This window comes from Streptomyces sp. CLCI03 (assembly GCF_053615355.1).
This window is the reverse complement of sequence record NZ_CM132132.1, coordinates 1674955-1700675: the sequence shown is the minus strand read 5'-3', so window position 1 is coordinate 1700675 and position 25721 is coordinate 1674955. Positions and strand designations below refer to the sequence as shown.

Below are 25721 nucleotides of genomic sequence, written 5' to 3'. Positions count from 1 at the left end.
CCTTGCTCCGGGGGGCGACCAGGAGCGGGTACCTGGAGGAGCTGCCCGGGGACACCCTCCTGGTCAAGCTCCGCTGCCACGTCCGACCCGGATTTGGGCCACCGCCCCGGAGGTGGTTGGCTTCGCCGTGACGAGCGGACACAACTGCTGGAGGAACAGCTATGGCGCAGGTCGAGGCCACCACGGAGCGGATCATCGCGGCTGACGCGGAGACCGTGTTCGACGCGCTGGCGGACTACACCGGGACCCGCAAGAAGCTGCTGCCCGAGCACTTCAGCGAGTACGAGGTGCGCGAGGGCGGCGACGGCGAGGGCACCCTGGTGCACTGGAAGCTGCAGGCCACCAGCAAGCGCGTGCGCGACTGCCTGCTGGAGGTCAGCGAGCCCACCGACGGTGAACTGGTGGAGAAGGACCGCAACTCCTCGATGGTCACGACCTGGCGGGTCACCCCCGCCGGTGAGGGCAAGTCCAAGGCCGTGGTCACCACCGTCTGGAACGGCGCCGGTGGTATCGGCGGCTTCTTCGAGCGCACCTTCGCGCCCAAGGGCCTCGGCCGGATCTACGACTCCGTGCTGGAGAACCTGGCCACCGAAGTGGAGCGCTGAGCAACGGCGTTGACGGTGAGGCCGCAATCGCGGCCTCACCGGATCGGGTGAACCCGGCGCGCCGACCGTCCGCAGGCCGCGCGCGGGCGGACCGGGAGGGCCACGGTCGGCAGGGCCACGGGCCGGCGGGTCGCCGCCTGGACGCCGCGCACCCGCGGGCCGCGCACCCGCGCGCCGAGGGTCCGCCACCGCGCGCCGCGCCGGGGCGTGCGCCCCACGGCCTCCGGGGATCTCGGCGGCTAGGGTGGCACCCTGAGCGCAACCGACCGCCCGGGGGCCCGATGAAGATCCTCATCTCCGCCGACATGGAAGGCGCCACCGGCGTCACCTGGCCCGCGGACGTGCTGCCCGGAACGCCGCAGTGGGAACGCTGCCGCGCGATGTTCACCTCCGACGTCAACGCCGCCGTACTGGGCTTCTACGACGGCGGAGCCGACCAGGTCCTCATCAACGAGGCGCACTGGACCATGCGCAACCTGCTCCTGGAGAAGCTCGACGCCCGCGCCGAGATGATCACCGGCCGGCACAAGACCCTCTCCATGGTCGAGGGGGTCCAGCACGGCGACGTCGACGGCGTCGCCTTCGTCGGCTACCACACCGGAGCCGGCTCCGAAGGGGTCCTCGCCCACACCTACCTCGCCAACTCCATCACCGGAGTCTGGGTCAACGGGACGCGCGCGAGCGAGGGGCTGCTCAACGCGCACGTCGTCGCCGAGTACGGGGTCCCCGTCGTCCTGGTCACCGGCGACGACCTCACCTGCGTGGACGCCGCCGGATACGCCCCCGCGGCCGTGACCGTAGCCGTCAAGGACCACGTCTCGCGCTACGCCGCCGTGTGCCGCACCCCGGCCCGTACCGCCGCCGACATCCGGGCCGCAGCCAAGGAGGCCGCAGCCCTGGCCGTCCGGCACGAGCCGGTCCGGGGCGGCCCCTTCACCGTGGAGCTGGAGTTCGACGCCGCGCACCTGGCGATGTCCGCGACGGTGGTCCCCGGCGTGGAGCGGTCCGGCGAGCGCAAGGTCGCGTACTCCAGCGAAACCATGTACGAGGGGATCCGGGCCTTCAAAGCGGTCACGACGGTCGTCTCGGCGGCCGTGGAGGAGCAGTATGGCTGACATGTGCGCAATCAACGCCGAGGTCCCGGCCGGCGCCGCCCACGCCGCCCGCGTCGTCGACACCGCGGATGCGGTGGAGATCGTGGACGCGGTGGCTCTCGACGAGGCCGTCGGGTTCACCTCCGACCTCATCAGGATCGACACCACCAACCGGGGCGGCGGCGACTGCCGCGAGCGCCCCGCCGCCGAGTACGTCGCCGAGCGCCTCGCCGCCGCCGGCCTGGAGCCGCTCCTGCTGGAGCGCACCCCCGGCCGCACCAACGTCGTCGCCCGGATCGAGGGCACCGACCGCGGCGCCGAGGCCCTCCTCGTCCACGGCCACCTCGACGTGGTCCCGGCCGAGGCCGCCGACTGGAGCGTGGACCCCTTCTCCGGCGAGGTCCGCGACGGGGTGGTCTGGGGGCGCGGCGCCGTCGACATGAAGAACATGGACGCGATGGTCCTGGCCGTCGTACGGGCCTGGGCGCGCGCGGGAGTCAAGCCGCGCCGGGACATCGTGATCGCCTACACCGCCGACGAGGAGGACAGCGCGGTCGACGGCTCCGGCTTCCTCGCCGACCACCACCCGCACCTCTTCGAAGGCTGCACCGAGGGCATCGGCGAGTCCGGAGCGTTCACCGTGCACGGCGGCCCCGGCGGCCGCACCCTCTACCCGATCGCGGCGGGTGAGCGGGGCACCGCCTGGCTGAAGCTGACCGCGCACGGCACCGCCGGTCACGGCTCCAAGCCCAACCGGGCCAACGCCGTCAGCCGGCTCGCCGGTGCCGTCGCGCGGATCGGCGCGTACGAATGGCCGGTCCGTCTCACGGACACGGTGACCGCCTGCATCGCCGAACTCGCCGCCTTGCAAGGCCTGTCGGTGGACCCGCGGCGGCCGGACCTCGACGTCGACGAGCTCCTCGACGCACTCGGCCCGGCCGGCGCCCTGGTCCGCGCCACCGTCCGCAACAGCGCCAACCCGACCATGCTGAGCGCCGGTTACAAGCTCAACGTGATCCCCGAACACGCCACCGGATACGTCGACGGGCGGACCGTGCCCGGCGGTGAGGCCGAGTTCGTCGCCACCCTCGACGCCCTCACCGGCCCCTACGTGCGGTGGGAGTTCCACCACCGGGAGGTCGCCCTGCAGGCCCCCGTGGACGGGCGGACGTACGCGATCCTGCGCGAGTCGGTCGAGCGGTTCGACCCCGACGGCCACGTCGTCCCCTTCTGCATGGCGGGCGGCACCGACGCCAAGCAGTTCTCCCGCCTCGGCATCACCGGCTACGGCTTCTCCCCGTTGAAGCTGCCGCCCGGCTTCGACTACTGGGCGCTCTTCCACGGCGTCGACGAGCGGGTGCCCGTCGACGCCCTGCACTTCGGCGTCCGCGTCCTCGACCACGCGCTGCGGACCCTGTGAGCGGGGCCCGGTGATGACGGCGACGACCCGGCCCTACGGCAGTTGGCCCTCACCCATCGACGCGGGCCTCGCCGCCTCGCTCGACGGGCGGCCCGAGTACCTCGGCACGGTGGGCCCCGAGGTCTGGTGGACCGAACCCAGGCCCGAGGAGGCCGGCCGCCGCACCCTGGTGCGCCGCCGCCTCGTCGACGGCGAGCCCGAGATCACCGAACTGCCCGCCCCGTGGAACGTGCGCAGCCGCGTCACCGAGTACGGGGGCCTGCCCTGGGCCGGGGCCGAACGGCCCGCCGACGGACCCCTGTTGGTGTTCGTCCACTTCGCCGACCAGCGGCTGTACGCCTACGAGCCCGACGCGCCCGGCGGCCCCGAGCCGCGGCCCCTCACCCCCGTCTCCCGGACCGGTGGCGGCCTGCGCTGGGCCGACCCGGTGCTGCGGGGCGGCGAAGTGTGGTGCGTGTTGGAGGAGTTCACCGGGCCCGGCCCGACCGATGTGCGGCGCGTGTCGGCCGCCGTACCGCTCGACGGCTCGGCGGCCGAGAACCGCGGCGCGGTGCGGGAGTTGACGCACGACCGGTACCGGTTCACCACCGGTCCCCGGCTCTCCCCGGACGGCCGGCGCGCCGCCTGGCTGGTGTGGGACCACCCCCGGATGCCGTGGGACGGTACGGAGCTGCGGGTCGCGGAGGTCACCGACGGCGGGGAGCTCGCCGACGCCCGGACCGTGCTCGGCGGCCCCGACGAGGCCGTCGCCCAGGTCGAGTGGACGGCCGAGGGAAACCTCCTCGCGGTCAGCGACCGCGGCGGCTGGTGGAACCCGTACAGCGTGGATCCGCGGACCGGCTGGGCGATCAACCTCTGCCCGCGGGAGGAGGAGTTCGGCGGACCACTGTGGAAGCCGGGGCTGCGCTGGCTCGCACCGCTCCCCGGGGACACCCCGCACACCGCGGGCTCGGGGGCCGGGCTCGTCGCCGTCCTGCACGGACAGGGCTCCTCGGTGCTCGGCATCCTCGACCCGGAGAGCGGCGACCTCGTGGACGCCGCCGGGCCGTGGACCGCATGGCAGCCGACCCTCGCCGTGCACGGCACCCGGGTGTACGGGGTCGCCGCCAGCCCGCGCAGCGCGTACGAGGTGGTCGAGCTGGACACCGCCACCGGGCACGCCCGGGCGGTCGGCGCGCAGCGCCCGGACCCGGTGGACCCGGCCTACTACCCGGAGCCGCAGAGCCGCACCTTCCTCGGCCCCGACAACCGCCAGATCCACGCGTACGTCTACCCGCCGCACCACCCGGCCTGCCGGGCCGCCGCCGACGAACTGCCCCCGTACGTGGTGTGGGCGCACGGCGGACCCACCGACCACGTGCCGCCCGTACTCGACCTGCAGATCGCCTACTTCACCTCGCGCGGCATCGGCGTGGTCGAGGTGAACTACGGAGGCTCCACCGGCTACGGCCGCGCCTACCGGGAGCGGCTGCGTGAGCAGTGGGGCGTGGTGGACGTGGAGGACTGCGCGGCGGTGGCCCGCGCGCTCGCCGCCGAGGGCACCGCCGACCCCGCCCGGCTCGCCATCCGCGGTGGCAGCGCGGGCGGTTGGACCGCCGCGGCCTCGCTGGCCGCCACCGACCTGTACGCGTGCGCCGCGATCATCTACCCGGTGCTGGACCTGGTGGGCTTCGCCGAGGAGACCCACGACCTGGAATCCCGCTACATCGACGGCCTGGCCGGGCCGCCGCAGACCCTGGCGGTCATCAACCGCGACCGTTCGCCGGTGGCCCGGGCCGACGCGATCACGGCGCCGTTCGTCCTCCTCCAGGGCCTGGAGGACCCGATCTGCCCGCCGGCCCAGGCGGAACGGCTGCTCGACGCCTTGCAGGGGCGCCCGGAGCCGGTGCCGCACGCGTACGTGACCTTCGAGGGCGAGGGCCATGGTTTCCGCCGGGCGGACACCATGGTGCGCGCGCTGGAGGCCGAACTCTCGCTGTACGCCCAGGTCTTCGGCATCGAACGCACCGACGTGCCACGGCTGGACCTGGACCTGGACCTGGACGGCTGACGCGGGGCGCTCAGACCCCGGGTGACGGCGCCGAGTCGATCACCGGGCGAGAAGCCAGACCCGTACCGGTCCGATCGCCGTGAACCCGGCCCGGACCGCCGCCGCCAGGTCCTCCCCGTGCTCGTAGCCGACCACGTCCAGCTCCGGCCACCGGTCGGAGACCGCGCAGAGGACACCCGCCCAGGCGGCCCCGAACAGGTTGGACACGCCGACCACACCCCCGCCGGTGCTCGCGACGGCCCCGGCGACGATCCGACCGCCGGCGCGCCCGGCCAGGAAGACGATCCCGTCGCGGAGCAGGGCCGGCCGGAACAGCCGGTCGCCCCCGTGGCCGTCGAAGGCGGCCTCCCAGGCCGCCAGTTCCTCGGCGTCCGCGACCTCGGACCACTCCAGCCCGGCCGCTTCCCCCTCGGCCTCGGGGAGCGGGTCCCCGGTGGGCCGATGGATCCACTGCGCCTCGAACAGAACCTCGAAGCCGTCCCCGGCCAGGTCCAGGTCGGCGAAGCTGTCCTTCACGGAGCAGCCGGGCGAGTCGATGTCGACACCCCGGACGACGCTCCCCGCCGACACGGCCGGCTGCAGGGTGACGGCATCGGGATACATCGGCGGAGTCCGCCGCGCGCTGAACCACAGGCGCTCGCCGTCGTATCCGGGCATCAGCCCGTGCGCCCGACCGACCGCGTCACACCACGCTGCGTTGTTCACAGCGGCCCGGCGGAGCACCGTCGTCCGCGTCGTCTCGTCCATGATCACGCGGTGATGCTGCCATCGACCGGCGGTCGTGTCGATCGGATGGTGCGATCAAGATACTGCGGCTGTGCCCGGGAAATGTCGGGCTCCGCGGGGGCGCATCGCACAGGATGGGGGGATGCGAACCCTCGTGCTTCTCGACGCCCCCTCCAACCTCGGGCTGCGTCCGCCCGCGCCCGGCGTCGTGCCGGGTGTCTACAAGCTCGCCGGGGCCCTGCGTGAGCAGGGCCTGCTGGCTCGACTCGGTGCCGTCGAGGGCGGGGTGGTGGTGCCGCCGCGCTACGACCGCGGGGACTGGCGGGAGGGCGACGGCGTGTTCCACGCCGAGGCCCTCGCCGCGTACACCGTCACCCTCGCCGACCGGATCGAACGACACCTGCGGGCGGGCGAGTTTCCCGTCGTGCTCGGCGGCGACTGCTCCATCCAGCTCGGCGCGGCCCTCGCCATGCGCCGCCTCGGGCGCTACGGGCTGGCCGCGATCGACGGCTCCGCCGACTTCCGCCACCCCGGCAACGAGGCCGTCAACGGGCCCGTCGGCGCCGCCGGCGGCGAGGAGCTGGCCCTCTCCACCGGCCGCGGCCAGGCGGATCTCGCCGACCTGGAGGGACGCGGTCCCTATCTGCGCGACGAGGACGTACGACTGTTCGGGCTGCGCGACGGCGACGCGGACCTCGCCGAGCTGCACGCGGCCCGGATCCCGGTGGCCACCGTCGGGGACATCCGCCGACGCGGCGCCGGACCGGTGGCCCGGGCGGCGCTCGACGGGCTGCACCCGCCGGACACCGCCGGGTTCTGGGTGCACCTGGACGCCGACGTGCTGGACCCGAGCGTCATGCCGGCCGTGGACAGCCCCGACCCCGGAGGTCTGCTCCCCGACGAACTCGCCGAGCTGCTCGCCGTCCTGGTGGGCTCGCCGCGCTGCGCCGGGCTCAACGTCACGATCTACGACCCGGACCTGGATCCGGACGGGCGTGCGGGCGTCCTCCTCGCCGACCTGGTGGCGGGCGCCTTTGCGTAATCCTGACCGGTGGTGATCCGCGGAACCCCTGTGCACCGGCCGCCGTGGCGTGTTCCATTTCCTTCATGGCCACCACCGTCCGACGCGCCGTACTGACCCTCCCCGCCGCCCCGTTGGGCGCGGACAACCCGCTGCCCGCCCTGCGCGCGCCCGACGAGGCGCACACCCTGGACGAACGTGCGCGCGAGGGGATGCCGCGCGACATGGCGCGGCAGATCGGCTACGAGCCACTGCGTTCCCTGCTGCCCGTACGGATCCGCGACGGGTACGGACGGCAGCGCGCGGAGCGGGAGTTCGAGTCGATCGTCATCGAGAACGACCACCTGCGGGTGACCGTGCTCCCGAGCCTCGGCGGGCGCGTCCACTCGCTCGTGCACCTGCCGACCGGACGGGAACTCCTCTACCGCAACCCGGTGTTCCAGCCCGCCAACTTCGCGCTCAACGGAGCCTGGTTCTCCGGCGGCATCGAGTGGAACACCGGCGCGACCGGGCACACCACCCTGTCCTGCGCCCCGGTGCACGCCGCGCTCGTCCCGGCCCCGGACGGGGGCGTGATGGTCCGGCTGTGGGAGTGGGAGCGGCTGCGCGACCTCCCCTTCCAGGTGGACCTGTGGCTGCCGCAGGACTCGGAGTTCCTCTACGTCGGCGTCCGCGTCCGCAATCCGCACGAGCGGCCCGCCCCGGTGTACTGGTGGTCCAACATCGCCGTCCCGGAGGACGCGGGCACGCGCGTGCTCGCCCCCGCCGACGAGGCCTGGCACTTCGGCTACGAGCGGTCCCTGCGCCGCATCCCCGTACCGGAGTGGGAGGGTGCGGACCGCACGTACCCGCTGCGCGGCGAGTATCCGGCCGACTTCTTCTACGAGGTCCCGGACGGGGCCAGGCCCTGGATCGCCTCCCTGGACGCCGCCGGGCACGGGCTCGTGCAGACCTCCACCGCGCGGTTGCGCGGGCGCAAGCTGTTCGTGTGGGGCGCGGGCGGTGGCGGCCGGCGTTGGCAGGAGTGGCTGACCGAGCCGGGCACGGGGGGTTACGCGGAGATCCAGGCGGGGCTGGCCCGGACCCAGCTGGAGCACGTACGGCTGGAGGGCGGGGCGGAGTTCAGCTGGCTGGAGGCGTACGGGCCGCTGTCGGCGGAGCCGGCGCAGGTGCACGGCGCGGACTGGGCGGCGGCCCGCGGCGCGGCCGAGGGTGCGCTGGACACCGTACTGCCCCGGGAGCGGGTGGAGGCGGCGTACGAGGAGTGGCGCGGCAGCGCCGACACCGAGCCGGGGGAGCGGCTGGCCCGGGGCTCGGGCTGGGGCGCGCTGGAGCTGCTGTGCGGGCGCTTCGAACTGCCCGGCACCCCCTTCGGGGAGGACCTGCTGGAGGAGGAGCAGGAGCCGTGGCTCCAGCTCTGGCGCACGGGCGCCCTGCCGGCGCCGCGCCGGGTGGTCCCGCCCGGGCCGAGCCTGGTCGCCCCGCACTGGCGGGACATGTTGGAGACGGCCCCGGCGGATCCGCTGACGGAGTACCACCTGGGCGTGGCGCAGTGGCATGCCGGGGACGTGGCCCAGGCGGTACGCAGCTGGGAGCGCGGGCTGGCACTGGCCCCCTCCCGGTGGCCGTTGCTGCGGTGCCTGGCGATGGCGGACGCCCTGGCGGGCGACGTGGCGCGGGCGGCCGACGGGTTCGCGGCGGCCTTCGAGGACCTGGCCGTGGAGAGCCGTGGCGGCGAGCCGTGGTCCGCCGCGGAGTCGGCGCTCGGCCGGGAGGCGATGGTCGCCCTCCTCGCGGCGGGCCGGCTGCCCGAGGCCCGCGCCGTCTGGGACCGGCTGCGGCCCGCCCTGCGTGAGCAGGGCCGCTTCCGGCTCCTCGCGGCCCGGCTGCTCGCGGCCGAGGGCCATGTGCGGGCGGCTCGTCGGGTCTTCGAGGACGGGTTCGAACTCCCGGACCTGCGGGAGGGTGAGGAGACCCTGGCCGAAGTCTGGTCCTCCCTCACCGACTGCCCGCTGCCCGCGCGCTACGACTTCCGGATGCGGCCGCCTACTTCTTGATCTTGTCGATGCAGAGCACGAACCTCTTGCCCGAGGAGCGCCGGCCGCCGCTGGTCTGCTCCTGGTAGCCGATGTCGGAGACGTTCTCGCACTTGGCGGTGTCCAGCGTGTCCTGGTGCACCTGGACCACCTTGTACTCGGCGGTGGCGCCGCCGCACTCGACCATCTGAAGGTCGGGCGAGATCTGGGTCCCGTTGTTCTTCAGGCAGTCGCCGGCCTTGGCGTGGTCGGCGTCGTCCTGGCTCAGGAAGTAGCCCACGCCGACGGCGATGAGGACGGCCACGACGCCGATGATCTTGAGGATCTTCAGGACGCCCATGCCCCACGCCGGGCGGGCGGCGCCGGCGGAGCGGACCACGGCTGGGGACCCTGCCCCTGTCCCTGCGGCGGCTGCCGGCCGTACGGGCCGGGCTGGCCGGGCTGGCCGTACGGGCCGGGCTGGCCGGGCTGGCCGTAGGGGCCGGGCTGTCCGGGCTGGGCGTACGGGTTGGTGCCTGGCTGCGGCGGATGGGTCATGGGTGTGTCCCCCGATGTGCGTGACGCGTTCATTGACGTGCGCACGCTGTATCAAGGCGCCGACACTCCCACAGCCGAGCCCCTACCGCGTCAGGCCCGGCACAGGATCTCGGCGTTCAGGACCGAGAACCACGCGTCGGGGTCCGCGCCCCAGGCGTGCCAGGCCTCGGCGACCGCAGCCAGTTCCGCGTCCGTCGTGTGGCCGCCGCCGGTGGCGTTGGCCGCGTAGGCGGAGGCCTGTGTGCGGTCCGCCCACAGGGTCGACCACCAGGCGGTTTCCTCCGGGGTGGCGAAGCACCAGGCGCTCGCCGAGGAGGTCACGTCCGTGAAACCGGCCTGTCGGGCCCAGGCCCGCAGATGGCGGCCGGCGTCCGGTTCGCCGCCGTTGGCGCGGGCCACCCGCCGGTACAGACCCAGCCAGTCGTCCAGGCCCGGCGTGGCCGGGTACCAGGTCATCGCCGCGTAGTCGGCGTCGCGCGCGGCCACGATCCCGCCCGGCCGGCACACCCGCCGCATCTCGCGCAGCGCCCGTACCGGATCGCCGACGTGCTGCAGCACCTGGTGGGCGTGGACCACGTCGAAGGAGTCGTCCGGGAAGTCCAGCGCGTGGACGTCGGCGGTGGCGAAGGACACGACATCGCCCAGGCCGCGTTCGGCGGCGTGCGCCCGAGCCTGTGCCAGGACGTCCTCGGCGGCGTCGACAGCGGTGACGTGGCCGCCCGGTGCGACCAGTTCCGCCAGGTCCGCGGTGATGGTGCCCGGGCCGCAACCGACGTCCAGCACCCGCATCCCCGGGCGCAGCTCGCCGATCAGGTACGCGGCGGAGTTCTCGGCGGTGCGCCAGCGGTGCGAGCGCAGCACCGACTCGTGGTGGCCGTGCGTGTAGACGGCGGTCTCCTTGGCGGTCTCCTCGGCGGCTTCCGCGGCGGCGGTTCCCCTGGCGTCGGTCATGACCGGCCCCCTCCTCGTTTCCTCGTCGAAGCGTTGGTCGAAGCGTTGGTCCCACCGTAGACGATCAGTTCGCCATCTGAGATCACCGTTTTGACATGTGGACGGGAGGCTTGTGCGCCAAGGGCGTCGGACAGGGCGGTGGCAGGGTGACGGAGGTGCGAGGAGAGTGGCTGCAAGGGGCACATCTCCATGGCGGAGGGCGGTGAGGGTCATGACGGACGCGCTGCTCGAACGGCACGCCGAGGCGCTGAGGCTCTTCGGCGAGCGGGTGCGTGACATCCGCGGCGACCAGTGGGGAGCGCCGACCCCGTGCGCGGAATGGAACGTGCGGGAGCTGGTCAACCACGTCACCGCGGAGCAGCTCTGGATCCCGCCGTTGGTCGCCGAGGGGCGGACCGTCGAGCAGCTGGAGGGCAGCTTCTCCGGGGACGTGTTGGGCGACGACCCGGTCGCGGCCTGGGACCGGGCCTCGGCCGCCGCGCACGCCGCCTTCGCCGCGTCCGGCGCGCTGGACAGGGCGGTGCGGCTGTCGTACGGTTCCGCGCTCGGATCGGCGTACTGCTCGGAGCTGACCGCCGACTGTGTCGTGCACACCTGGGACCTCGCCCGGGGCATCGGCGCCTCGGACCGACTGCCCGACAGCCTCGTCGAGTTCTCGATCAAGGAGATCATGCCGTACGCCGACGGGCTCGCGGCCAGTGGTCAGTACGCCGAGCCGGTGGAGGTCCCGGCGGGCGCGGACGCGCAGACCAGGCTCCTCGCGATGGTCGGGCGCGAGGGCTGACGCGCCGCCGGGCGGGCGCCGCGCGGTACCGCACACCCCATCCCGCTTTCGAGAGCCGAGAGCCGAGAGCCGAGAGCCGCTAGCCGCGAGCCGCGTCCCACGCCCCGCACAACAGGCGTACCGCCTCAAATAATCGTATAAAGGTCAGGTCTGGCGGGGAGTCGTGCGGCAGCGCGGGGCTTCGCGGAGCCCGGCGGGCCCGGCAGGGCGAGCGCGGAAGGCGGGAAGCGGTGGCGGGGATGCAGCGCACGGCGGCGGAGGGCCGCGGCCCGGTCCGGTACGGCCCACCCGCCCCCCAGCCCGGCCTGCCCGTACTCCCCGAGCTGGTCTCCGTCCTCGCCGCGGCCGCGGGGCGCGCCGCCCCCGAACCCCCTGGCGGCGGCGAGGCCCTACGGGAGGCCGCCTGTCGACATTGGGGGCGCCGCGGGCTCCCCACCGCCCCCGAGAACGTGGCCGCGGGACCCGGAGCGCCCGCGCTGCTCCTGGCCCTGCTCGGGGCGTACGGGGGAGACGTGATGCTGCCCCGGCCCTGTCCCGCGTGGTGGACCCCGCAGGTCCGGCTGCTGGGCCGGCGGGCCTACCACGTGCCGACCCCGGCCGAGTGCGGCGGCGTACCCGACCCCTACGCCCTGCTGGAGACGGTACGACGGGTGCGCGCCGAGGGCGGTGACCCGCGCGTGCTGCTGCTGTCGGTCGCCGACGACCCCACCGCGACCGTGCCGCCGCCCGAGCTGGTGCGCGAGGCCTGCGAGGCCGCCGAATCCGCCGGACTGTTCGTCGTCAGCGACGAGAGCTGGCGCGACACCGTCCACCGGCCCCACGACACCCTGGTCCTGAGCCCCGCCGAGATGCTCCCCGAGCAGGCGGCCGTCCTCGTCGACCTGTCCGGCTCGATGCTGCCGGCCGGCTGGCCCGCCGCCGTCGCCCGCTTCCCCGACACCCCGCGCGGGACCTGGCTGCGCGCCCGTACCCTCGACGTCCTCACCGCCACCGGAGCGATGGTCGCCGGCCCCGTCGCGGGGGCCGCCGCGCACGCCCTCGACGAACCCGACGCCGTCGCAGGGCGCGCGTACGCCGCCGCCACCCTGCACGGCGTGGTGGCCACCGAGGCGCACCGGCGCCTGCTCGCGGCCGGGGCCCTGGCCCGGCCCCCACAGGCCGGCCGGCACCTGTACGCCGACCTCACCCCGCTGCGCGCCGGCCTCGCCCGGCACGGGGTCGGCGACGCCATGGAACTGGAGGACTGGCTCGGCGGCCGGCTCGGCGCGCCCACGCCCGGCGGGCAGCGGTTCGCCGACGAACTGGGCGCGCTGCGCGTGCGGTTGTCCACCGGGCCACTGCTGGGAGCCACCCCGCAGGAGCGGCTGGCGGCGCTCACCGCCCGCGATCCGCTCGCGCTCCCGCACGTACGCGACTCCCTGGAACTCCTCGGATCAGTCCTGGCCGGGCTGGCCTGACCGCCACCCGACCCCGGTGAACGGAGACTTCGCGATGAGGGACCGGACGGACGCCCCCGCCCCCGCCCCCTCCGCCCCCGTGGTGCCGGCACGACCCGCCGCCACCCGCGCGCCGCGCCCGCTCGGTGAACACCGACGCTGGCCGCGCTCCTTCGCCGACCGGCTGACCACCCCGCTCCCCGGGTCCGCGCCTACGCCCGGCTCGCCCGCGAGGGCGCCTTCCGGCCCGGCCCCGAAGGGCTGCGCGGCATTCCCGACCTGCCGTACGAGCCCGGCCCGTTGCCCTCCGTGCCTCTCGGCGGCATCTGCGTCACCTGGGCCGGACACGCCAGCTGGGTACTGCGGATCGGTGGATCGACCGTGCTGACCGACCCGGTCTGGTCCCGGCGGATCCTGGGTACCCCGGCCCGGATGACGCCGGTCGGGGTGCGCTGGGAGGACCTGCCGCCGGTGGACGCGGTGGTGATCAGCCACAACCACTACGACCACCTCGACGCCCCCACCCTCAAGCGGCTGCCCCGGCACACGCCCCTCTTCGTACCGGCGGGCCTGGCCGGTTGGTTCCGCCGCCGCGGCTTCACCCGGGTCACCGACCTCGACTGGTGGGAGTCCGCCGAACTGGGCGGCGTACGGTTCGAGTTCGTCCCCGCCCATCACTGGTCGAAGCGGTCGCTGATGGACACCTGCCGGTCCCTGTGGGGCGGCTGGGTCCTCACCGACACCCGGGGCGCGGCGCCGCGGAAGCTCTACTTCGCGGGTGACACCGGCTACGGGCACTGGTTCGGCGAGATCGGCCGCCGGCACCCCGGCATCGACCTCGCCCTCCTGCCCGTCGGCGCGTACGCCCCGCGCTGGTGGCTCGGCGACGTCCACGCCGACCCGGAGGAAGCCGTCCGGGCCTACCTCGACCTCGGCGCCCGCCGGATGGCTCCCATGCACTGGGCCACCTTCGTCCTCTCCGCCGAGCCGGTCATGGAGCCCCTGCACCGCACCCTGGCCGCCTGGTCCGGGGCCGGCCTGCCCCGCGAGGACCTCTGGGACCTGCCGGTCGGCGCTTCCCGCACCCTGGCCCCGGAACCGGCCGGGTCCGAAGACGGAGACATGGGCGCGGACGGGACGGAGGCGAGGGCGAAGGCGGAGGCGGCGGGGGAGGCGTGACGCGGCTTCGTGGCTCCGTCGGCCGGCTCAGTGGTGCCAGGCCCGGCCGCCCACGTTGTGGACGAACCGCTGCAGCACCTTCAGGGTGATCAGGTACTCCTCGTCGGAGATCCCCGCGTGCCGCTCGTCCCACAGGTCCCCCTGCAGGGTCGCGGCCTTGTCGTAGAACTCCCGCCCTTCGGGGGTCAGTTCCAGGCGCCCCCCGTCGTCCTGGGTGATCCAGCCCCGGACGACGACGGTGTCCAGCTCCTCGGACAGCGTCTCCTCGCCCACCGCGAGGTAGCCCCGCAGGGTCGCGGTCAGCTCGTCCCGGGTCCTGACCTCGTCGCCCGCCAGGGCGACCCGGGCCAGGATCCACCACTGCGGCTGGGTGGTACCGAGCTCGGCGAGGGCGCCGCGGGTGCGGTTGACGACCGCGTCGTAGGCGGCCCAGCTCCAGTAGCCGATGGGCTGGCGGATCAGTTCGGCGTCTTCGTGCGAGTACTCCATGGCGGATCGACTCCCCGTCGGCGGTGCGGTGCGCCGAGGCGCGCCGCGGTGTGGTGTGGTGGGGCGCGCTGTGGTGCGTTGTGGTGGGGTGCGCTGGGCAAGACCCTATGAACTCAACCGCACTTGAGGTCCAGCCCCCGGCGGAACCCGTCCCGATCGCGCCCCCGCGAGCGCGGAGCGGGGGGTGGCCACGCAGGGGGAGCGGGCGCGCCACCGGGGTGCCGGGGGTGGTCGCCGTTGATAAAATGTGGTGGTTCCACCCGCGTCGGGGGCCGAGCGCAACGGTCGTGATGCGCGCATGAAGACCTGCTGGGCGATCCGCCGCCGGCCGACTCTGCTCGCGCCCTGCGTGGCCCTCCTGCTCGCGGGCGCCACCCTCGCCCCCGGATCGACCGCCTTGGCCCTCGCGGACCCGTCACCCAGCCCCACGACCGCTCCTTCGGCCGAGGCCTCCGCCCCCGCCCGCGCCCCCGCCCCCACTCCCGCCGCCTCGGCGCTGAAGCCCATCGATCCGGCCGCCTTCCAGGCCTCCGTCGCACGCCTGGCGAAGAAGCTGATGGTGCCCGGAGCCATGGTGCTGCTCCGCACCCCGCAGGGCACCTACCGGGCCGCCGTCGGCACCGTCGAGCGGGGCAAGGCCGAGCCGCCGGACGCGCGGGACCACTTCCGGATCGCCTCCAACACCAAGACGATGACCGCGGCGCTGATCATGCTCCTCGCGCAGGACGGCGAGCTGCGGCTGAGCGATCCGGTGTCGAAGTACGTCGCGGACGTGCCGAACGGCGCGAACATCACCGTCGCCGACCTGCTGAAGATGCGCAGCGGGCTCTACAACTACACCGACGCGCCCGAACTCGCCGCCGCCCTGGACGCCGACCCGGGGAGGGCCTACACCCCGCGGGACGTCCTGGACATCGCCTTCCGGCGGCCCCCGAACTTCGCGCCCGACACGGACTACGAGTACTCCAACACCAACTACGCCCTGCTGGGCCTCGTCGCCGAGAAGGCCGCCGGCCGCCCGCTCGCCCAGCAGTTCCGGGAGCGACTGTTCACCCCGCTGGGCCTCGCCGGGACGTCACTGCCGGACATCCACGACCGGTCCCTCGCCGAGCCCTACGCGCACGGCTACATGTACGGCGGCACGGCCTACGCCCTGGTCGACAAGCCCTACCCGGACGCCCTGCGCGAGGCGGCGGAGGCGGGCACCCTCGCACCCGTCGACCACACCCACCAGAACCCCTCCTACGCCACCGCCGCCGGCGGAGCGATCTCCACCGCCGAGGACCTGGCCGGCTGGATCAAGGCGCTGGTGACGGGCAAGGTCCTGGCCCCGACGACCCAGCGCCAGTGGCTGGAGAGCCCCCAGGCCGAGGACCCGGCGGCGCCCGACGGGCAGAAGTACGGCTACGGCATCGCACACCAGAAGTTCGGCCCGAACGCGGAGATGTTCTTCCACGGCGGTGAACTCCCCGGCTTCAACTCCTTCATCGGCCACGACCCGGTCGACGACGTCACGCTCGTCGTCTGGACGAACCTGACCCTGTCACCCGACGGCCGGACCACGGCCCAGGCCATGCTGCCCACCCTCCTCGACCAGATCTACACCGGCCTCGACCTCCCCACGCCCTGACCTCGCCCTGACCTCGCCCTGGGCATACGAGTGGCCGACGGCCGCTGTGATGGCGTGGCTCCCGCGCCGACGGCCGAGGCTTCCTAGGGTCGGCGGGGGTCGGCACCGGGCCGGCCGATCGTCCGGATCGGGTGGGTGAGTCGTGGAACGCATGACGGCCGAGTCAGGAACGCGAGAAGCCCCGGCCGCCCGGCGGTGGCCCCGACGGCTGGCCGCCGCGGTGGCGCTGCTGATGCTCTGCCCGCTCCCCGCGGGCGCTGCGGGAGCTGCGGGCGCCGCCCAGCCCGGTGACGTAGGGTCGCCCGCCGGTCCACCCCTGTACGTGTCCGACTACGGCAACAACCGCGTGGTGTCCCTGCCCGCCGACGGCGGGGAGCAGAGCACCGTCCCCCTCGACGGCCTGGTCCGCCCGACCGGCATGGCCTGGGACGCCGCGGGCCGCCTCCACGTCTCCGACACCGGCAACAACCGGGTCCTCGTCCTGCCCCCGAACGGCGGGGAACAGGCCGTCGTACCCACCGTCGACCTGTCGCGCCCGCTGGGACTCGCCGTCGACCAGGCCGGGAACCTCTACATCGCCGACAGCTTCAACGACCGGATCGTCAAGGTGCCGGCCGGCGGCGGGACCCAGACGACCGTCCCCACCACCGGGCTGCTGCACCCGTGGGGGCTGGCGTGGGCGCCCGGCGGGCAGCTGTACGTCTCCGACTTCGTCAACGACCGCGTCGTCAAGGTGGCCGTGGACGGGAGCGGCCAGACCACCGTGCCCACCACCGATCTCTCCCAACCGACCGGACTGGCCCTGAACGCCGCCGGTGACCTCTACGTCGCCGACAGCGGCAACAACCGAGTGGTGAAGCTGGCCGCGGGCAGCGGTGCGCAGAGCACCGTGCCCGTCACCGGCCTCAACTCCCCGTTGGGCCTCGCCCTCGACGGCTCCGGCCACCTCTACGTGGCCGACGGCTTCAACAACCGGGTGGTACGGGTCCGCGAGACGGGCGAAGGACAGGTCACGCTCGCCTTCACCGGCCTCAACACACCGACGGGGCTCTCCTTCCCGCCGGCCGCCGCGCGACCGGGACACGGCACGGGCCGGTAGCGGCCGACGGGCGTCGGCCGGAGCCCCCTCACGGCATCGGCCGGGGCCCGTTCACGGCTTCGGCCACAACCGGCGCCACAGCGGGGGCCCCGCGCTGATCGCGAGGGCCAGGCCGACCGCCAGGGCCACGCCCTTCCAAGGCTCCGCGAAGAGCGTGCCGCCCAGGATGCCGATCAGGCCGTACGTCGCCGCCCAGGCCAGGCAGGCCGGGGCGTCGCCGCGGGCGAAGCGGCGCAACGGCATCTGCGCCAGCAGACAGGCCAGCATCACGGGGATCCGGCCCGCCGGGACCAGCCGCGACAGGACCAGGACCAGGACCCCGTGCTCGTCGAGCCGCGTCCGCGCCTGCTCCAGCCGCTCCGGTGTGGCCCGGCCGCGCAGCGTCTCCAACCACCGCGAGCCGCCCCGTGAGCGCACCCCGCGCTGCCCGAGCCAGTACAGCGTCATGTCCCCCGTGAACGCCGCCACCGCCGACACGGCGAACACCAGCAGCACGCCGTAGGGCGGCGACTGGTGGTGGAAGGCCACCACCGCCGCCGAACTCACCAGCGCGCCCGTCGGGATGACGGGTACCAGGGCACCCAGCGCCACCAGCAGGAACAGCGCCGGGTACCCCACCGCCTGCTGGGTGCTCTCCGGCGGCACCTGCCCGGCCGCCGCCGCGAACTCGCGCCACGTCACGGCAGCCGCACCCGCTCGCCGTGCCGCGGCACCCGGACGGTCACCTTGGGCGCCAGTCGCCGCGCGAGCCGCTCGAACTCCTCGCCCGGCGCGTGGAATTCGTGCGGCCGTACCGCGTCCATCCCGACGGGCCAGTACGTCCCGTAGTGCACCGGAACCGCCGCCGCGGGCGCCAGTCGGGCCAGCGCCTGCGCCGCCCGCCCCGCGTCCAGGTGCCCCGGTCCGAGGTAGGGGCCCCAGCCGCCCACCGGCAGCAGGGCCACGTCCACCGGCCCGACCTCCTCGGCCATCGTGTCGAACAGCCCGGTGTCCCCGGCGAAGTAGGTCCGCGCCGCGCCCCGCACCACGTACCCGAGCGCCGGGCACAGGCGCGGCCCGAACGGCAGCCGCCGCCCGTCGTGCCGTGCGCCGACCGCCCGGACCCGTAGGCCGTCCCGTACGGGGACCTCCTCGCCCGGCGCCACCTCCGTCACGGCCAGCCCGCGCAGCCCGGCGACCCGCGCCAGCCCCGGCACGGCCCGGCGCGCCCCGCGCGGCACCAACAGCCGGGTGCCGGGCGCGAGTCGTGCCAGCGACGGCAGATGCAGATGGTCGGCGTGCAGATGCGAGATCAGCACCACGTCGGCGGCCGCCGCCTCGGGCGGAGGGAGCGCCCCGCGCCGCCGCCGCAGGTGCGCGAGCCGCCGGGCGAACAGCGGGTCCGTGAGCAGCCGGACCCCGGAGTCCTCGACGGTGCACGTGGCATGACCCCACCAGGTGATCTCCACCGGCACCCGGCCTCCCTCCTCACGCCTCGTTCACGACCCTAGGGGGTGTCTTCCCCGCGCGGCCGCTCGGAATCGGATCTCGGCCGTCCCCTCCTCTACGCGGGAGTATCGGAGTAGGGTCCGGCGGCATGGAAGAGTTGCGCGTGGCCGCGATCACCAGCCTGGCCCCGCTCGAAGACCTCGACGCCGACCCGTTCGCCGTGGACACCCGCGGCCAGCACGCCATGTGCGCCCGCTGGGCCGCCGACCGGGGCTACGTCGTGACGAGGCAGTTGCTGGTCTACGGGCTGCGCGCCGACCACTGCGGGCTCTGGTCCGACGTCGACACCGGGCAGGTCGACCTGTTCGTCGCCGCCAACCCCCGGGTGCTGGCCCGCGCGCTGCGCTCCGTCGAGGAGTTCACCGCCGAGTGCGAGCGGCGCGGCGTACGGCTGGAGACGGCCGGGGGCGAGGAGCCCCGGTACACCTCGGCGATGAAGGCCGAGGTGCACCGCAGGCTGTCCATGCCGACCGCCGGCTACGACGGCACCTGACGCCCGACCTCCGACGCCTGACGCCCGACGCCCGGCACCTGCACTCCGGACATCCGACCCGCCCCGACCCGCCCGCTTCGCACCCCTGTGCGCCCGCCCCTTCGCCCGACCGGGCGCGCCGGGCTGTGCGAGCCTGGAGGGCGGGAGCGGGCTCGCGGGAGGTGGCGGCGTGGGGCGAGGACGGTGGCGGACCGCGGGCAGTGCCCTGGTGCGGGTGCTCCTGGTGTGGGCCGTGTCCACCCTCACGATGCTCGCCCTGGCCGGGATCCTGCCGGACTTCCGGCTGCAGTCCGACGACGGCGACAGCATCACGCAGATCGGGCTGACCGCCGCCTGGGCCGCCGGCGCCTTCGGCCTGCTGAGCGCGCTGGTCTGGCCGGTGCTCGTCCGTGCCCTGCTGCTGGTGCCCGCGCTGGTGCTCGGTCTGCTCGTCTTCTTCCTCAACGGCTCGCTCCTGCTGATCGCGCTCAGCCTGATCCCGGACGGCCGGAGCGAGGTGGCCCCCGAGACCGCGGTGGTCGTCGCCGCCGTGATGTCCGCGGTCGCGTCGGCGACCTCCACCGCCCTCGCCGTGCGCGACGACGAGGCCTACCGGCGGCGGCTCTACCGGCTCGCCGACCGCCGCCGCCGCAGGCAGGGCCGGACGGGCCCGGCCCGGGACGGCGAGGCTCCGCCGGGCCTGCTCATGCTCCAGTTGGACGGGGTGGGGTACGAGGAGTTGCGCCGCGCGTGCGCCGACGGGTTGATGCCCACCGTGGCCGGGCTGCTGGACGGCAGCCACCGCGCCCGCTCCTGGCGTACGGACTGGTCGAGCCAGACCGGTGCCAGCCAGCTCGGCATCCTGCACGGCTCCAACTTCGATGTGCCGGCCTTCCGCTGGTACGAGAAGGACACCGGCGAGGTGATGGTCTGCAACCGGCCGACCAGCGCCGCCGAGCTGCAGCGGCGGGCCATCGGGCGCACCGGGGACGGCGGACTGCTCACGCTGGACGGGGCGAGCCGGGGCAACCTGTTCAGCGGCGGCGCCGACCAGCTGGCGCTGGTGCTGTCGGTCTCGGCCCGGCGGGGCCGGGCCAACCGGTCCCGCGCGGGTTACTTCGCGTACTTCTCCGATCCGGCCAACGCCGTCCGTACGGCCGGGTCCTTCGTGGCCGAAGTGGTCCGGGAGGTCGTCCAGTCGCTGCGGGCACGGATCCGCGGGGACCGGCCGAGGGTGTCGCGCGGCGGGCTGTACCCACTGATCCGGGCCTTCGCGACCGTGGTCGAACGGGACGTGGTCGTCGCGGCCGTCATCGGCGACATGCTCGCCGGGCGCTCCGCGGTCTACGCCGACCTGGTGGCCTACGACGAGGTCGCGCACCACTCGGGACCGCGCGGCCGGGACACCGACCGGGTGCTGCAGCGCCTGGACCGCAGCCTCGCGCTGATCGTCCGGGTCGCCGAGCACGCGCCGCGCCGGTACCGGATCGTGCTGCTCTCCGATCACGGCCAGAGCCCGGGGGAGACCTTCCTCGGACGGTACGGGCTGACCCTCAAGGACCTCGTCCGCGCGGGCTGCGGACTGCCGGTCTCGCGCCGGGCCGGCCGGACCCGTAGCGGGGCCGAGGCCCGGGCGGCCGTCCTCGCGGCGCTCCACCGGCCGGTGGAGGAGGGCGAACAGGCGCATCCGGGACCGGGTTCCGATCCGGTGGTCCTGGCGTCGGGCAACCTCGGCCTGATCTCCTTCCCGGACATCCCCGGCCGGGCTTCGCGGGCCCGCGTCGAGCGGGCGCACCCCGCCCTGCTCGCCACCCTCGCGAACCATCCGGGCGTGGGGTTCCTGCTCGTGGACGGGGTGGTGCTGGGCCGGGACGGAAGGGCGGCCCGACTGGACGTCCCGGGGGAGGCGGAGGAACTGCTGGCTCCCTTCGGCCCGGGCGCCGCCGAGGCCGTCCGCCGGACCGACACCTTCCCGCACGTGGCGGACGTGATGGTGAACTCGGCGTACGACCCGCGGACGGGCACGGTGCACGCCTTCGAGGAGCAGATCGGCTCGCACGGCGGGCTGGGCGGCGAGCAGGGACACCCGTTCCTGATGTGGCCCACGGAACTGTCGGACCCCGAGGAGGAACCGACCGGGGCGGAGGCGGTGCACGCCGTGCTGCGGCGCTGGTTGCGGGAGGCGGACGGGCCGCAGGTACCGGTGGCCGTGGCGGCGTCCGAGGCGGTCGGAGGGCCGGTGGCCGCGCCCGCGAGCGAGGCGGTCACCGTGTCCGTGCCCGCGGTCGAGGAGGTCGGCGAGCCCGTGGGGCCGCCGCTGGAGGAAACCCCGCCCGACGACGGAAAGAGCGGAAGCCTTCCTTCCGCAGGGGTGCCCGCACGGGACGAAATCCGCTGATTTTGTGCCGCATGCGCGGTGGTCAACCATGTGTTGACCTGACCAGCATGTGAGACATCCAGAGGCACACCACCGATGACCAGCACCGCAACCCTGCCCACCGAGGTCGCCGCAGCCCCCGAGCGTGGCCGCGACCCCCATGCACGCCGCTTCGGCCTCCCCGTCGCGACCTGCCTGGTCATGGGCAACATCATCGGCGGTGGCATCTTCCTCCTCCCCGCCTCGGTCGCCCCCTTCGGCACCATCAGCCTCGTCGCCTTCGCCGTCCTCACCGTCGGGGCCGTCGCCCTCGCGCTGGTCTTCGGCCGGCTCGCCGAACGCCACCCGCAGACCGGCGGCCCCTACGTCTACGCCCGCGCCGCCTTCGGCGACTTCGCCGGCTTCCTCGCCGCATGGAGCTACTGGATCACCGCCTGGGTCTCGAACGCGGCCCTGGCCGTGGCGGCCGTCGGCTACCTCACGGTGCTGTTCCCCGCCGCGGGCGAGCACAAGTGGTCCATGTGCCTGGCCGCCCTCGCCGTCCAGTGGCTCCCGGCCCTCTCCAACCTGGCGGGCACCCGCTACGTCGGCGCGGTCCAGGTCGTGGCCACCGTACTGAAGTTCGCCCCGCTGCTCCTGGTCGCCGTCGGCGGGCTGTTCTTCTTCGACCCCGCCAACCTCGGTCCCTTCCGGGCCACCGACCAGAGCGCGGCCGGCGCCGTCTCCGCCTCCGCGGCGATCCTGCTCTTCAGCTACCTCGGTGTCGAGTCCGCCACCGTCAGCGCCGGCGAGGTCCGCGACCCGGCCCGCAACGTCGGCCGGGCCACCGTCCTCGGCACGGTCGGCGCCGCCACCGTGTACCTGCTCGGTACCGTCGCCGTCTTCGGCCTGGTCGCCCACGACCGGCTGGTGTCCTCCACCGCCCCCTTCACCGACGCCGTCAACTCCATGTTCGGTGGCACCTGGGGCGGCACCGTGGTCGCCTGCGCCGCCGTGATCTCGATGCTCGGCGCACTCAACGGCTGGACCCTGCTCAGCGCGCAGACCCCCTACGCCGCCGCCAAGGACGGGCTCTTCCCGAAGGCCTTCGAGACGAAGAGGCGCGGCGTCCCCGTCGTCGGCGTGATCGTCACCGTCGCCCTCGCCTCCGCCCTCACCGTCTACAACTACACGGCCGGAAGCCAAGGCGTCTTCGAGAGCCTCGTCCTGATCACCACCTTCACGGCGACCGTGCCCTACCTGCTGGCCACCGCCGCGCAGATCTACTTCCTGCTCTCCGGGCAGCGCGAGCGGGTCCACCCCGGCCGGCTGGCCCGCGACGGCGTCCTCGCCGCCCTCGCCTTCGGCTTCTCGATGTGGCTGGTCGCCGGGTCCGGCTACGCGGCCGTCTACCAAGGCGTGCTCTTCCTCTTCGCCGGTGTGCTCGTGTACGCCGCCATGTCCGCCAGGAAGCACCGCGCCGCCGCGTCCCCCGCGGAGTAGCGTGGAAGAAGGGGCCGGCCAGGGGGCGCCAAGGAACCGCCATGTCCGCGATGAGGAAGAGCATCGACATCGACCGCAGGCCCGAGGACGTCTACTCGTACCTGACGGACCCCACACACCTGCCGGAGTGGCAGGACAGCGCCGTATCCGCCGTCCCGATCGGCGATCTCCCCGTGCACGTCGGTTCGAGGATCCTCGTCACCCGGCAGATCGGCCGCCGGCGGGTCCCCACGACCATGGAGTTCGTGGAGCTCGACCCGCCGCGGAGCTGGCACGTGCACGGGATCGACGGACCGGTACGACCCGATGTGCGCGGCACCATCGAACCCCTCGACGGCGGTACCCGCTCCCGCGTCACCCTGGACGTCGACTTCGAGGGCCGCGGCGTGGGCCGGGCCCTCGTCCCCCTCGTGGTCCGGCCCATGGTCCGCAAGGAGATGCCCCGGGGCGAGGAGAAGCTCAAGCACCTCCTCGAAACCTGAGCCTTCGCGGACGGGCGCGAAAACCGGATGCCCCGGGCCGTGTCCCCGCCGCCTACGAGCTCTGCGGCACCGCCGGGGAGCACCCGGACCCGCTCCTGGTCACCTGGCGCGCAGGGAACTCCACCCCGGTCCCCGACTGGGAGACCGCCTTCGCGCACGCCCTGACCCGCAGCGTCTGCGCCGCCATGGAGGTCGCCGGCGGGCGCCGCGACCGCGCCGAGGCCCGCGACGTGCCGGCGGCGCGCGTCGTCTTCTGCGACGCGGCGCCCTACGACGCGGGCTATGTGCCCTCGACCGAGATCGCGGGACGGGTACGGGTCCGCGGCCGCGGCGGCACCGAGCTGCAGCCGGGCATCGACCTGCTGCATCGGGCGGAGGACTTCCCGCCCGGGGCGCCGGTCCTGGTGATCACGGACGGCTGGTGCGACACCCTGCGGATCCGGCGCGAGCACGCCTACCTGATCCCGCAGGGCGCCTCCCTGCCGTTCACCCCGAAGGGTCCCGTCTTCCGCCTGACCTGGCCTGGCCCTACCTGAGCGGACGCAGAACGCCCCCGACCCGCGGATGAGCAGGTCAGGGGCGTTCCGGAGGAGATCGACTCAGTCGAGGTAGTCGCGCAGCACCTGCGAACGCGACGGGTGGCGCAGCTTCGACATGGTCTTGGACTCGATCTGGCGGATGCGCTCACGGGTGACCCCGTACACGCGACCGATCTCGTCCAGGGTCTTCGGCTGGCCGTCGTTGAGGCCGTAACGCATGGACACCACGCCCGCCTCGCGCTCCGAGAGCGTGCCCAGGATGGACTGGAGCTGCTCCTGGAGGAAGGTGAAGGAGACCGCGTCCGCCGGGACGACCGCCTCGGAGTCCTCGATGAGGTCACCGAACTCGCTGTCGCCCTCCTCACCCAGGGGGGTGTGGAGGGAGATCGGCTCGCGGCCGTACTTCTGGACCTCGATGACCTTCTCGGGGGTCATGTCGAGTTCCTTGCCCAGCTCCTCCGGGGTGGGCTCACGGCCCAGGTCCTGGAGCATCTGGCGCTGCACACGGGCGAGCTTGTTGATGATCTCGACCATGTGCACGGGGATGCGGATGGTGCGCGACTGGTCGGCCATGGCACGCGTGATCGCCTGCCGGATCCACCAGGTCGCATACGTGGAGAACTTGAAGCCCTTGGTGTAGTCGAACTTCTCCACGGCGCGGATCAGACCGACGTTGCCCTCCTGGATCAGGTCCAGGAAGAGCATGCCGCGGCCGGTGTAGCGCTTGGCGAGGGAGACCACGAGGCGGAGGTTGGCCTCCAGCAGGTGGTTCTTCGCGCGGCGGCCGTCCTCGACCAGGATCTCCAGCTCGCGCTTGAAGGCGGGCTTGTGGTCCTCCTCCTCTTCGAGCTTGTACTCGGAGAAGAGACCCGCCTCGATGCGCTTGGCGAGCTCCACCTCCTGCTCGGCGTTGAGGAGCGGCACCTTGCCGATGAGCTTGAGGTAGTCCTTGACCGGGTCGGCGGTGGCTCCGGCCACCATGACCGTCTGCGCCGGGGCGTCGTCCTCGTCGTCGTCGGACAGCACGAAGCCCTGGGTGCCGCCGGCCTTGGGCGCCTCGTCCTCGGCCTCGTCGGCGAGGTCCTCGGCAGCCCAGTCCTCGCCCTCGACGACGGGGGTCTCGCCCTCGTCGGCGTCCTTGGCGCTGGTCTTCTTCGCCGCGGTCTTCTTCACGGCGGTCTTCTTGGCGGCGGTCTTCTTGACCGTGCGCTTCTTCGGCTCGGCGGCGGCCTCGGCCGACGTCTCGTCCTCGATGGCGGCGGCCGACGAAGCGGATATCGCCGTGGCGGTGGTGGCGGCCGTGGCCGCGGCGGTGGCCGCGGTCTTCCGGGCGCCGATGGGGCGCGGCGCGGCGGTGGCCTTCTTGGCCACGGTGCGGGCCGGGGCGGCGGCAGCCTTGCGGGGCTTCTTGGCGGCAGCCTTGGTGGCGGGGGCCGCGCTGACGTGAAGGGCGACACCCTCCTCGTCCAGGACCTGGTTCAGGCTGCGCAGGACCCGCTTCCACTGGTCCACCGGGATGCGGCCGGCCTCGAAGGCCTGGCGCACGTCGTCACCGTTGATGTGACCCTGCTCGCGGCCGCGCTCGACGAGCGCGACAAGGGCCTCGGATTCGGCGATCTCCGGAGGGAACGTACGGGACGGGCTGAGCGACACAAGGAGCCTCTCGTTGCGAACAGATAAATGGTGGGCGGGACATCATCGCGCGAACTCGGGAAACAGACCCGAGGGGGGTCTGTATTCCGGGCCGCGCGAGGACACCTGTCGGTTCATCGCATGCCCGAGTCGATTCGTTACGCGCTGAATTGAGTGACCTGCGCCACGCTG

The 25721-nt window shown here is 73.9% G+C and carries 21 protein-coding genes and 2 pseudogenes; 16 read left to right on the top strand and 7 right to left on the bottom strand.

The window, feature by feature from the left end; all coding sequences use genetic code 11:
• The first annotated feature begins 161 nt into the window (after positions 1-161).
• The 4 genes from ACWG52_RS07785 to ACWG52_RS07770 all read left to right on the top strand — a co-directional run bounded on the left by ACWG52_RS07785 (position 162) and on the right by ACWG52_RS07770 (position 5169).
• Positions 162-605, top strand: a complete 444-nt coding sequence (locus ACWG52_RS07785) for an SRPBCC family protein (RefSeq protein ID WP_033220130.1) — start codon at positions 162-164, stop codon at positions 603-605.
• Between the two features lie 281 nt (positions 606-886).
• Entirely contained in the window at positions 887-1720 is an 834-nt protein-coding gene (locus tag ACWG52_RS07780) for a M55 family metallopeptidase (protein ID WP_390136911.1), read from the top strand.
• A gap of 1 nt (position 1721) precedes the next feature.
• A complete protein-coding gene (locus ACWG52_RS07775; RefSeq protein ID WP_390136908.1) occupies positions 1722-3119 on the top strand; it encodes a M20/M25/M40 family metallo-hydrolase in 1398 nt (465 codons plus the stop codon).
• 13 nt (positions 3120-3132) lie between these two features.
• Positions 3133-5169: a prolyl oligopeptidase family serine peptidase gene (locus ACWG52_RS07770; RefSeq protein ID WP_390167742.1), complete on the top strand. Its 2037-nt coding sequence runs from the start codon at positions 3133-3135 to the stop codon at positions 5167-5169.
• A gap of 39 nt (positions 5170-5208) precedes the next feature.
• Here ACWG52_RS07770 and ACWG52_RS07765 read toward each other — a convergent pair whose 3' ends face one another.
• Positions 5209-5916, bottom strand: coding sequence for a hypothetical protein (locus ACWG52_RS07765; protein ID WP_453129051.1), 708 nt, complete (start codon positions 5914-5916; stop codon positions 5209-5211).
• Between the two features lie 121 nt (positions 5917-6037).
• Here ACWG52_RS07765 and ACWG52_RS07760 point away from each other — a divergent pair, with 121 nt between their 5' ends.
• On the top strand, positions 6038-6937 hold the full coding sequence (locus ACWG52_RS07760; RefSeq protein ID WP_389813273.1) for an arginase family protein: 900 nt from the start codon (positions 6038-6040) through the stop codon (positions 6935-6937).
• A 65-nt stretch (positions 6938-7002) separates the two neighbouring features.
• Positions 7003-8973, top strand: coding sequence for a DUF5107 domain-containing protein (locus ACWG52_RS07755; protein ID WP_390136905.1), 1971 nt, complete (start codon positions 7003-7005; stop codon positions 8971-8973).
• Here the strand turns inward: ACWG52_RS07755 and ACWG52_RS07750 are convergent.
• Together ACWG52_RS07750 and ACWG52_RS07745 are read right to left on the bottom strand one after the other, a co-directional pair.
• A complete protein-coding gene (locus ACWG52_RS07750) occupies positions 8963-9331 on the bottom strand; it encodes an LppU/SCO3897 family protein (protein WP_453128277.1) in 369 nt (122 codons plus the stop codon). The two genes, ACWG52_RS07755 and ACWG52_RS07750, sit on opposite strands and share 11 nt — an antisense overlap.
• Before the next feature lie 248 nt (positions 9332-9579).
• Positions 9580-10440: a methyltransferase domain-containing protein gene (locus ACWG52_RS07745; protein ID WP_389813280.1), complete on the bottom strand. Its 861-nt coding sequence runs from the start codon at positions 10438-10440 to the stop codon at positions 9580-9582.
• Positions 10441-10651: 211 nt separating this feature from the next.
• Between ACWG52_RS07745 and ACWG52_RS07740 the strand changes: the two genes are divergently transcribed.
• From ACWG52_RS07740 to ACWG52_RS07730, 3 genes and pseudogenes are all read left to right on the top strand, one after another.
• Entirely contained in the window at positions 10652-11224 is a 573-nt protein-coding gene (locus tag ACWG52_RS07740) for a TIGR03086 family metal-binding protein (protein ID WP_389813283.1), read from the top strand.
• Positions 11225-11463: 239 nt separating this feature from the next.
• Positions 11464-12681: an aminotransferase class I/II-fold pyridoxal phosphate-dependent enzyme gene (locus ACWG52_RS07735; protein WP_389813761.1), complete on the top strand. Its 1218-nt coding sequence runs from the start codon at positions 11464-11466 to the stop codon at positions 12679-12681.
• A gap of 34 nt (positions 12682-12715) precedes the next feature.
• Positions 12716-13839: pseudogene (locus ACWG52_RS07730) on the top strand (MBL fold metallo-hydrolase).
• Positions 13840-13866: 27 nt separating this feature from the next.
• On the opposite strand, the gene ACWG52_RS07725 reads toward ACWG52_RS07730, so the two are convergent.
• Complete coding sequence (locus ACWG52_RS07725; protein WP_390136895.1) at positions 13867-14328, bottom strand: MarR family winged helix-turn-helix transcriptional regulator; 462 nt, start codon at positions 14326-14328, stop codon at positions 13867-13869.
• A 298-nt stretch (positions 14329-14626) separates the two neighbouring features.
• On the opposite strand from ACWG52_RS07725, the gene ACWG52_RS07720 reads away from it, so the two are divergent.
• Positions 14627-15958: a serine hydrolase domain-containing protein gene (locus tag ACWG52_RS07720; protein WP_453128274.1), complete on the top strand. Its 1332-nt coding sequence runs from the start codon at positions 14627-14629 to the stop codon at positions 15956-15958.
• Positions 15959-16109: 151 nt separating this feature from the next.
• Entirely contained in the window at positions 16110-17057 is a 948-nt protein-coding gene (locus ACWG52_RS07715; protein WP_453129050.1) for an SMP-30/gluconolactonase/LRE family protein, read from the top strand.
• A gap of 51 nt (positions 17058-17108) precedes the next feature.
• Here the strand turns inward: ACWG52_RS07715 and ACWG52_RS07710 are convergent, their stop codons facing one another.
• On the bottom strand, positions 17109-17738 hold the full coding sequence (locus tag ACWG52_RS07710; protein ID WP_453128272.1) for a DedA family protein: 630 nt from the start codon (positions 17736-17738) through the stop codon (positions 17109-17111).
• Positions 17735-18511 carry an MBL fold metallo-hydrolase gene (locus ACWG52_RS07705; protein ID WP_389813299.1) on the bottom strand — a complete coding sequence of 259 codons (777 nt, stop codon included), beginning with the start codon at positions 18509-18511 and terminating at the stop codon, positions 17735-17737. Before ACWG52_RS07705 ends, ACWG52_RS07710 begins: the two co-directional genes overlap by 4 nt.
• A 122-nt stretch (positions 18512-18633) precedes the next feature.
• Here ACWG52_RS07705 and ACWG52_RS07700 point away from each other — a divergent pair, with 122 nt between their 5' ends.
• The 5 genes and pseudogenes from ACWG52_RS07700 to ACWG52_RS07680 all read left to right on the top strand — a co-directional run.
• The gene (locus ACWG52_RS07700; protein ID WP_033220099.1) at positions 18634-19038 is read left to right on the top strand and encodes a hypothetical protein; all 405 of its coding nucleotides are present in this window, start codon (positions 18634-18636) and stop codon (positions 19036-19038) included.
• Between the two features lie 169 nt (positions 19039-19207).
• A complete protein-coding gene (locus tag ACWG52_RS07695) occupies positions 19208-21415 on the top strand; it encodes a phage holin family protein (RefSeq protein ID WP_389813302.1) in 2208 nt (735 codons plus the stop codon).
• Between the two features lie 75 nt (positions 21416-21490).
• Entirely contained in the window at positions 21491-22876 is a 1386-nt protein-coding gene (locus tag ACWG52_RS07690) for an amino acid permease (protein WP_389813304.1), read from the top strand.
• A gap of 41 nt (positions 22877-22917) precedes the next feature.
• The gene (locus ACWG52_RS07685; RefSeq protein WP_389813306.1) at positions 22918-23358 is read left to right on the top strand and encodes an SRPBCC family protein; all 441 of its coding nucleotides are present in this window, start codon (positions 22918-22920) and stop codon (positions 23356-23358) included.
• Positions 23359-23573: 215 nt separating this feature from the next.
• A pseudogene (locus tag ACWG52_RS07680) lies at positions 23574-23894 on the top strand (DUF2201 family putative metallopeptidase); the annotation flags it as partial.
• 63 nt (positions 23895-23957) lie between these two features.
• On the opposite strand, the gene ACWG52_RS07675 reads toward ACWG52_RS07680, so the two are convergent.
• Positions 23958-25550, bottom strand: coding sequence for an RNA polymerase sigma factor (locus ACWG52_RS07675; RefSeq protein WP_389813309.1), 1593 nt, complete (start codon positions 25548-25550; stop codon positions 23958-23960).
• Positions 25551-25721 lie beyond the last annotated feature (171 nt).

Bases quoted from the DNA above. Each gene is read 5' to 3' on its own strand.
- ACWG52_RS07785 (WP_033220130.1), top strand. From the start codon at position 162: ATGGCGCAGGTCGAGGCCACCACGGAGCGGATCATCGCGGCTGACGCG.
- ACWG52_RS07780 (WP_390136911.1), top strand. From the start codon at position 887: ATGAAGATCCTCATCTCCGCCGACATGGAAGGCGCCACCGGCGTCACC.
- ACWG52_RS07775 (WP_390136908.1), top strand. From the start codon at position 1,722: ATGTGCGCAATCAACGCCGAGGTCCCGGCCGGCGCCGCCCACGCCGCC.
- ACWG52_RS07770 (WP_390167742.1), top strand. From the start codon at position 3,133: ATGACGGCGACGACCCGGCCCTACGGCAGTTGGCCCTCACCCATCGAC.
- ACWG52_RS07765 (WP_453129051.1), bottom strand. From the start codon at position 5,916: ATGGACGAGACGACGCGGACGACGGTGCTCCGCCGGGCCGCTGTGAAC.
- ACWG52_RS07760 (WP_389813273.1), top strand. From the start codon at position 6,038: ATGCGAACCCTCGTGCTTCTCGACGCCCCCTCCAACCTCGGGCTGCGT.
- ACWG52_RS07755 (WP_390136905.1), top strand. From the start codon at position 7,003: ATGGCCACCACCGTCCGACGCGCCGTACTGACCCTCCCCGCCGCCCCG.
- ACWG52_RS07745 (WP_389813280.1), bottom strand. From the start codon at position 10,440: ATGACCGACGCCAGGGGAACCGCCGCCGCGGAAGCCGCCGAGGAGACC.
- ACWG52_RS07740 (WP_389813283.1), top strand. From the start codon at position 10,652: ATGACGGACGCGCTGCTCGAACGGCACGCCGAGGCGCTGAGGCTCTTC.
- ACWG52_RS07735 (WP_389813761.1), top strand. From the start codon at position 11,464: ATGCAGCGCACGGCGGCGGAGGGCCGCGGCCCGGTCCGGTACGGCCCA.
- ACWG52_RS07725 (WP_390136895.1), bottom strand. From the start codon at position 14,328: ATGGAGTACTCGCACGAAGACGCCGAACTGATCCGCCAGCCCATCGGC.
- ACWG52_RS07720 (WP_453128274.1), top strand. From the start codon at position 14,627: ATGAAGACCTGCTGGGCGATCCGCCGCCGGCCGACTCTGCTCGCGCCC.
- ACWG52_RS07715 (WP_453129050.1), top strand. From the start codon at position 16,110: ATGACGGCCGAGTCAGGAACGCGAGAAGCCCCGGCCGCCCGGCGGTGG.
- ACWG52_RS07700 (WP_033220099.1), top strand. From the start codon at position 18,634: ATGGAAGAGTTGCGCGTGGCCGCGATCACCAGCCTGGCCCCGCTCGAA.
- ACWG52_RS07690 (WP_389813304.1), top strand. From the start codon at position 21,491: ATGACCAGCACCGCAACCCTGCCCACCGAGGTCGCCGCAGCCCCCGAG.
- ACWG52_RS07685 (WP_389813306.1), top strand. From the start codon at position 22,918: ATGTCCGCGATGAGGAAGAGCATCGACATCGACCGCAGGCCCGAGGAC.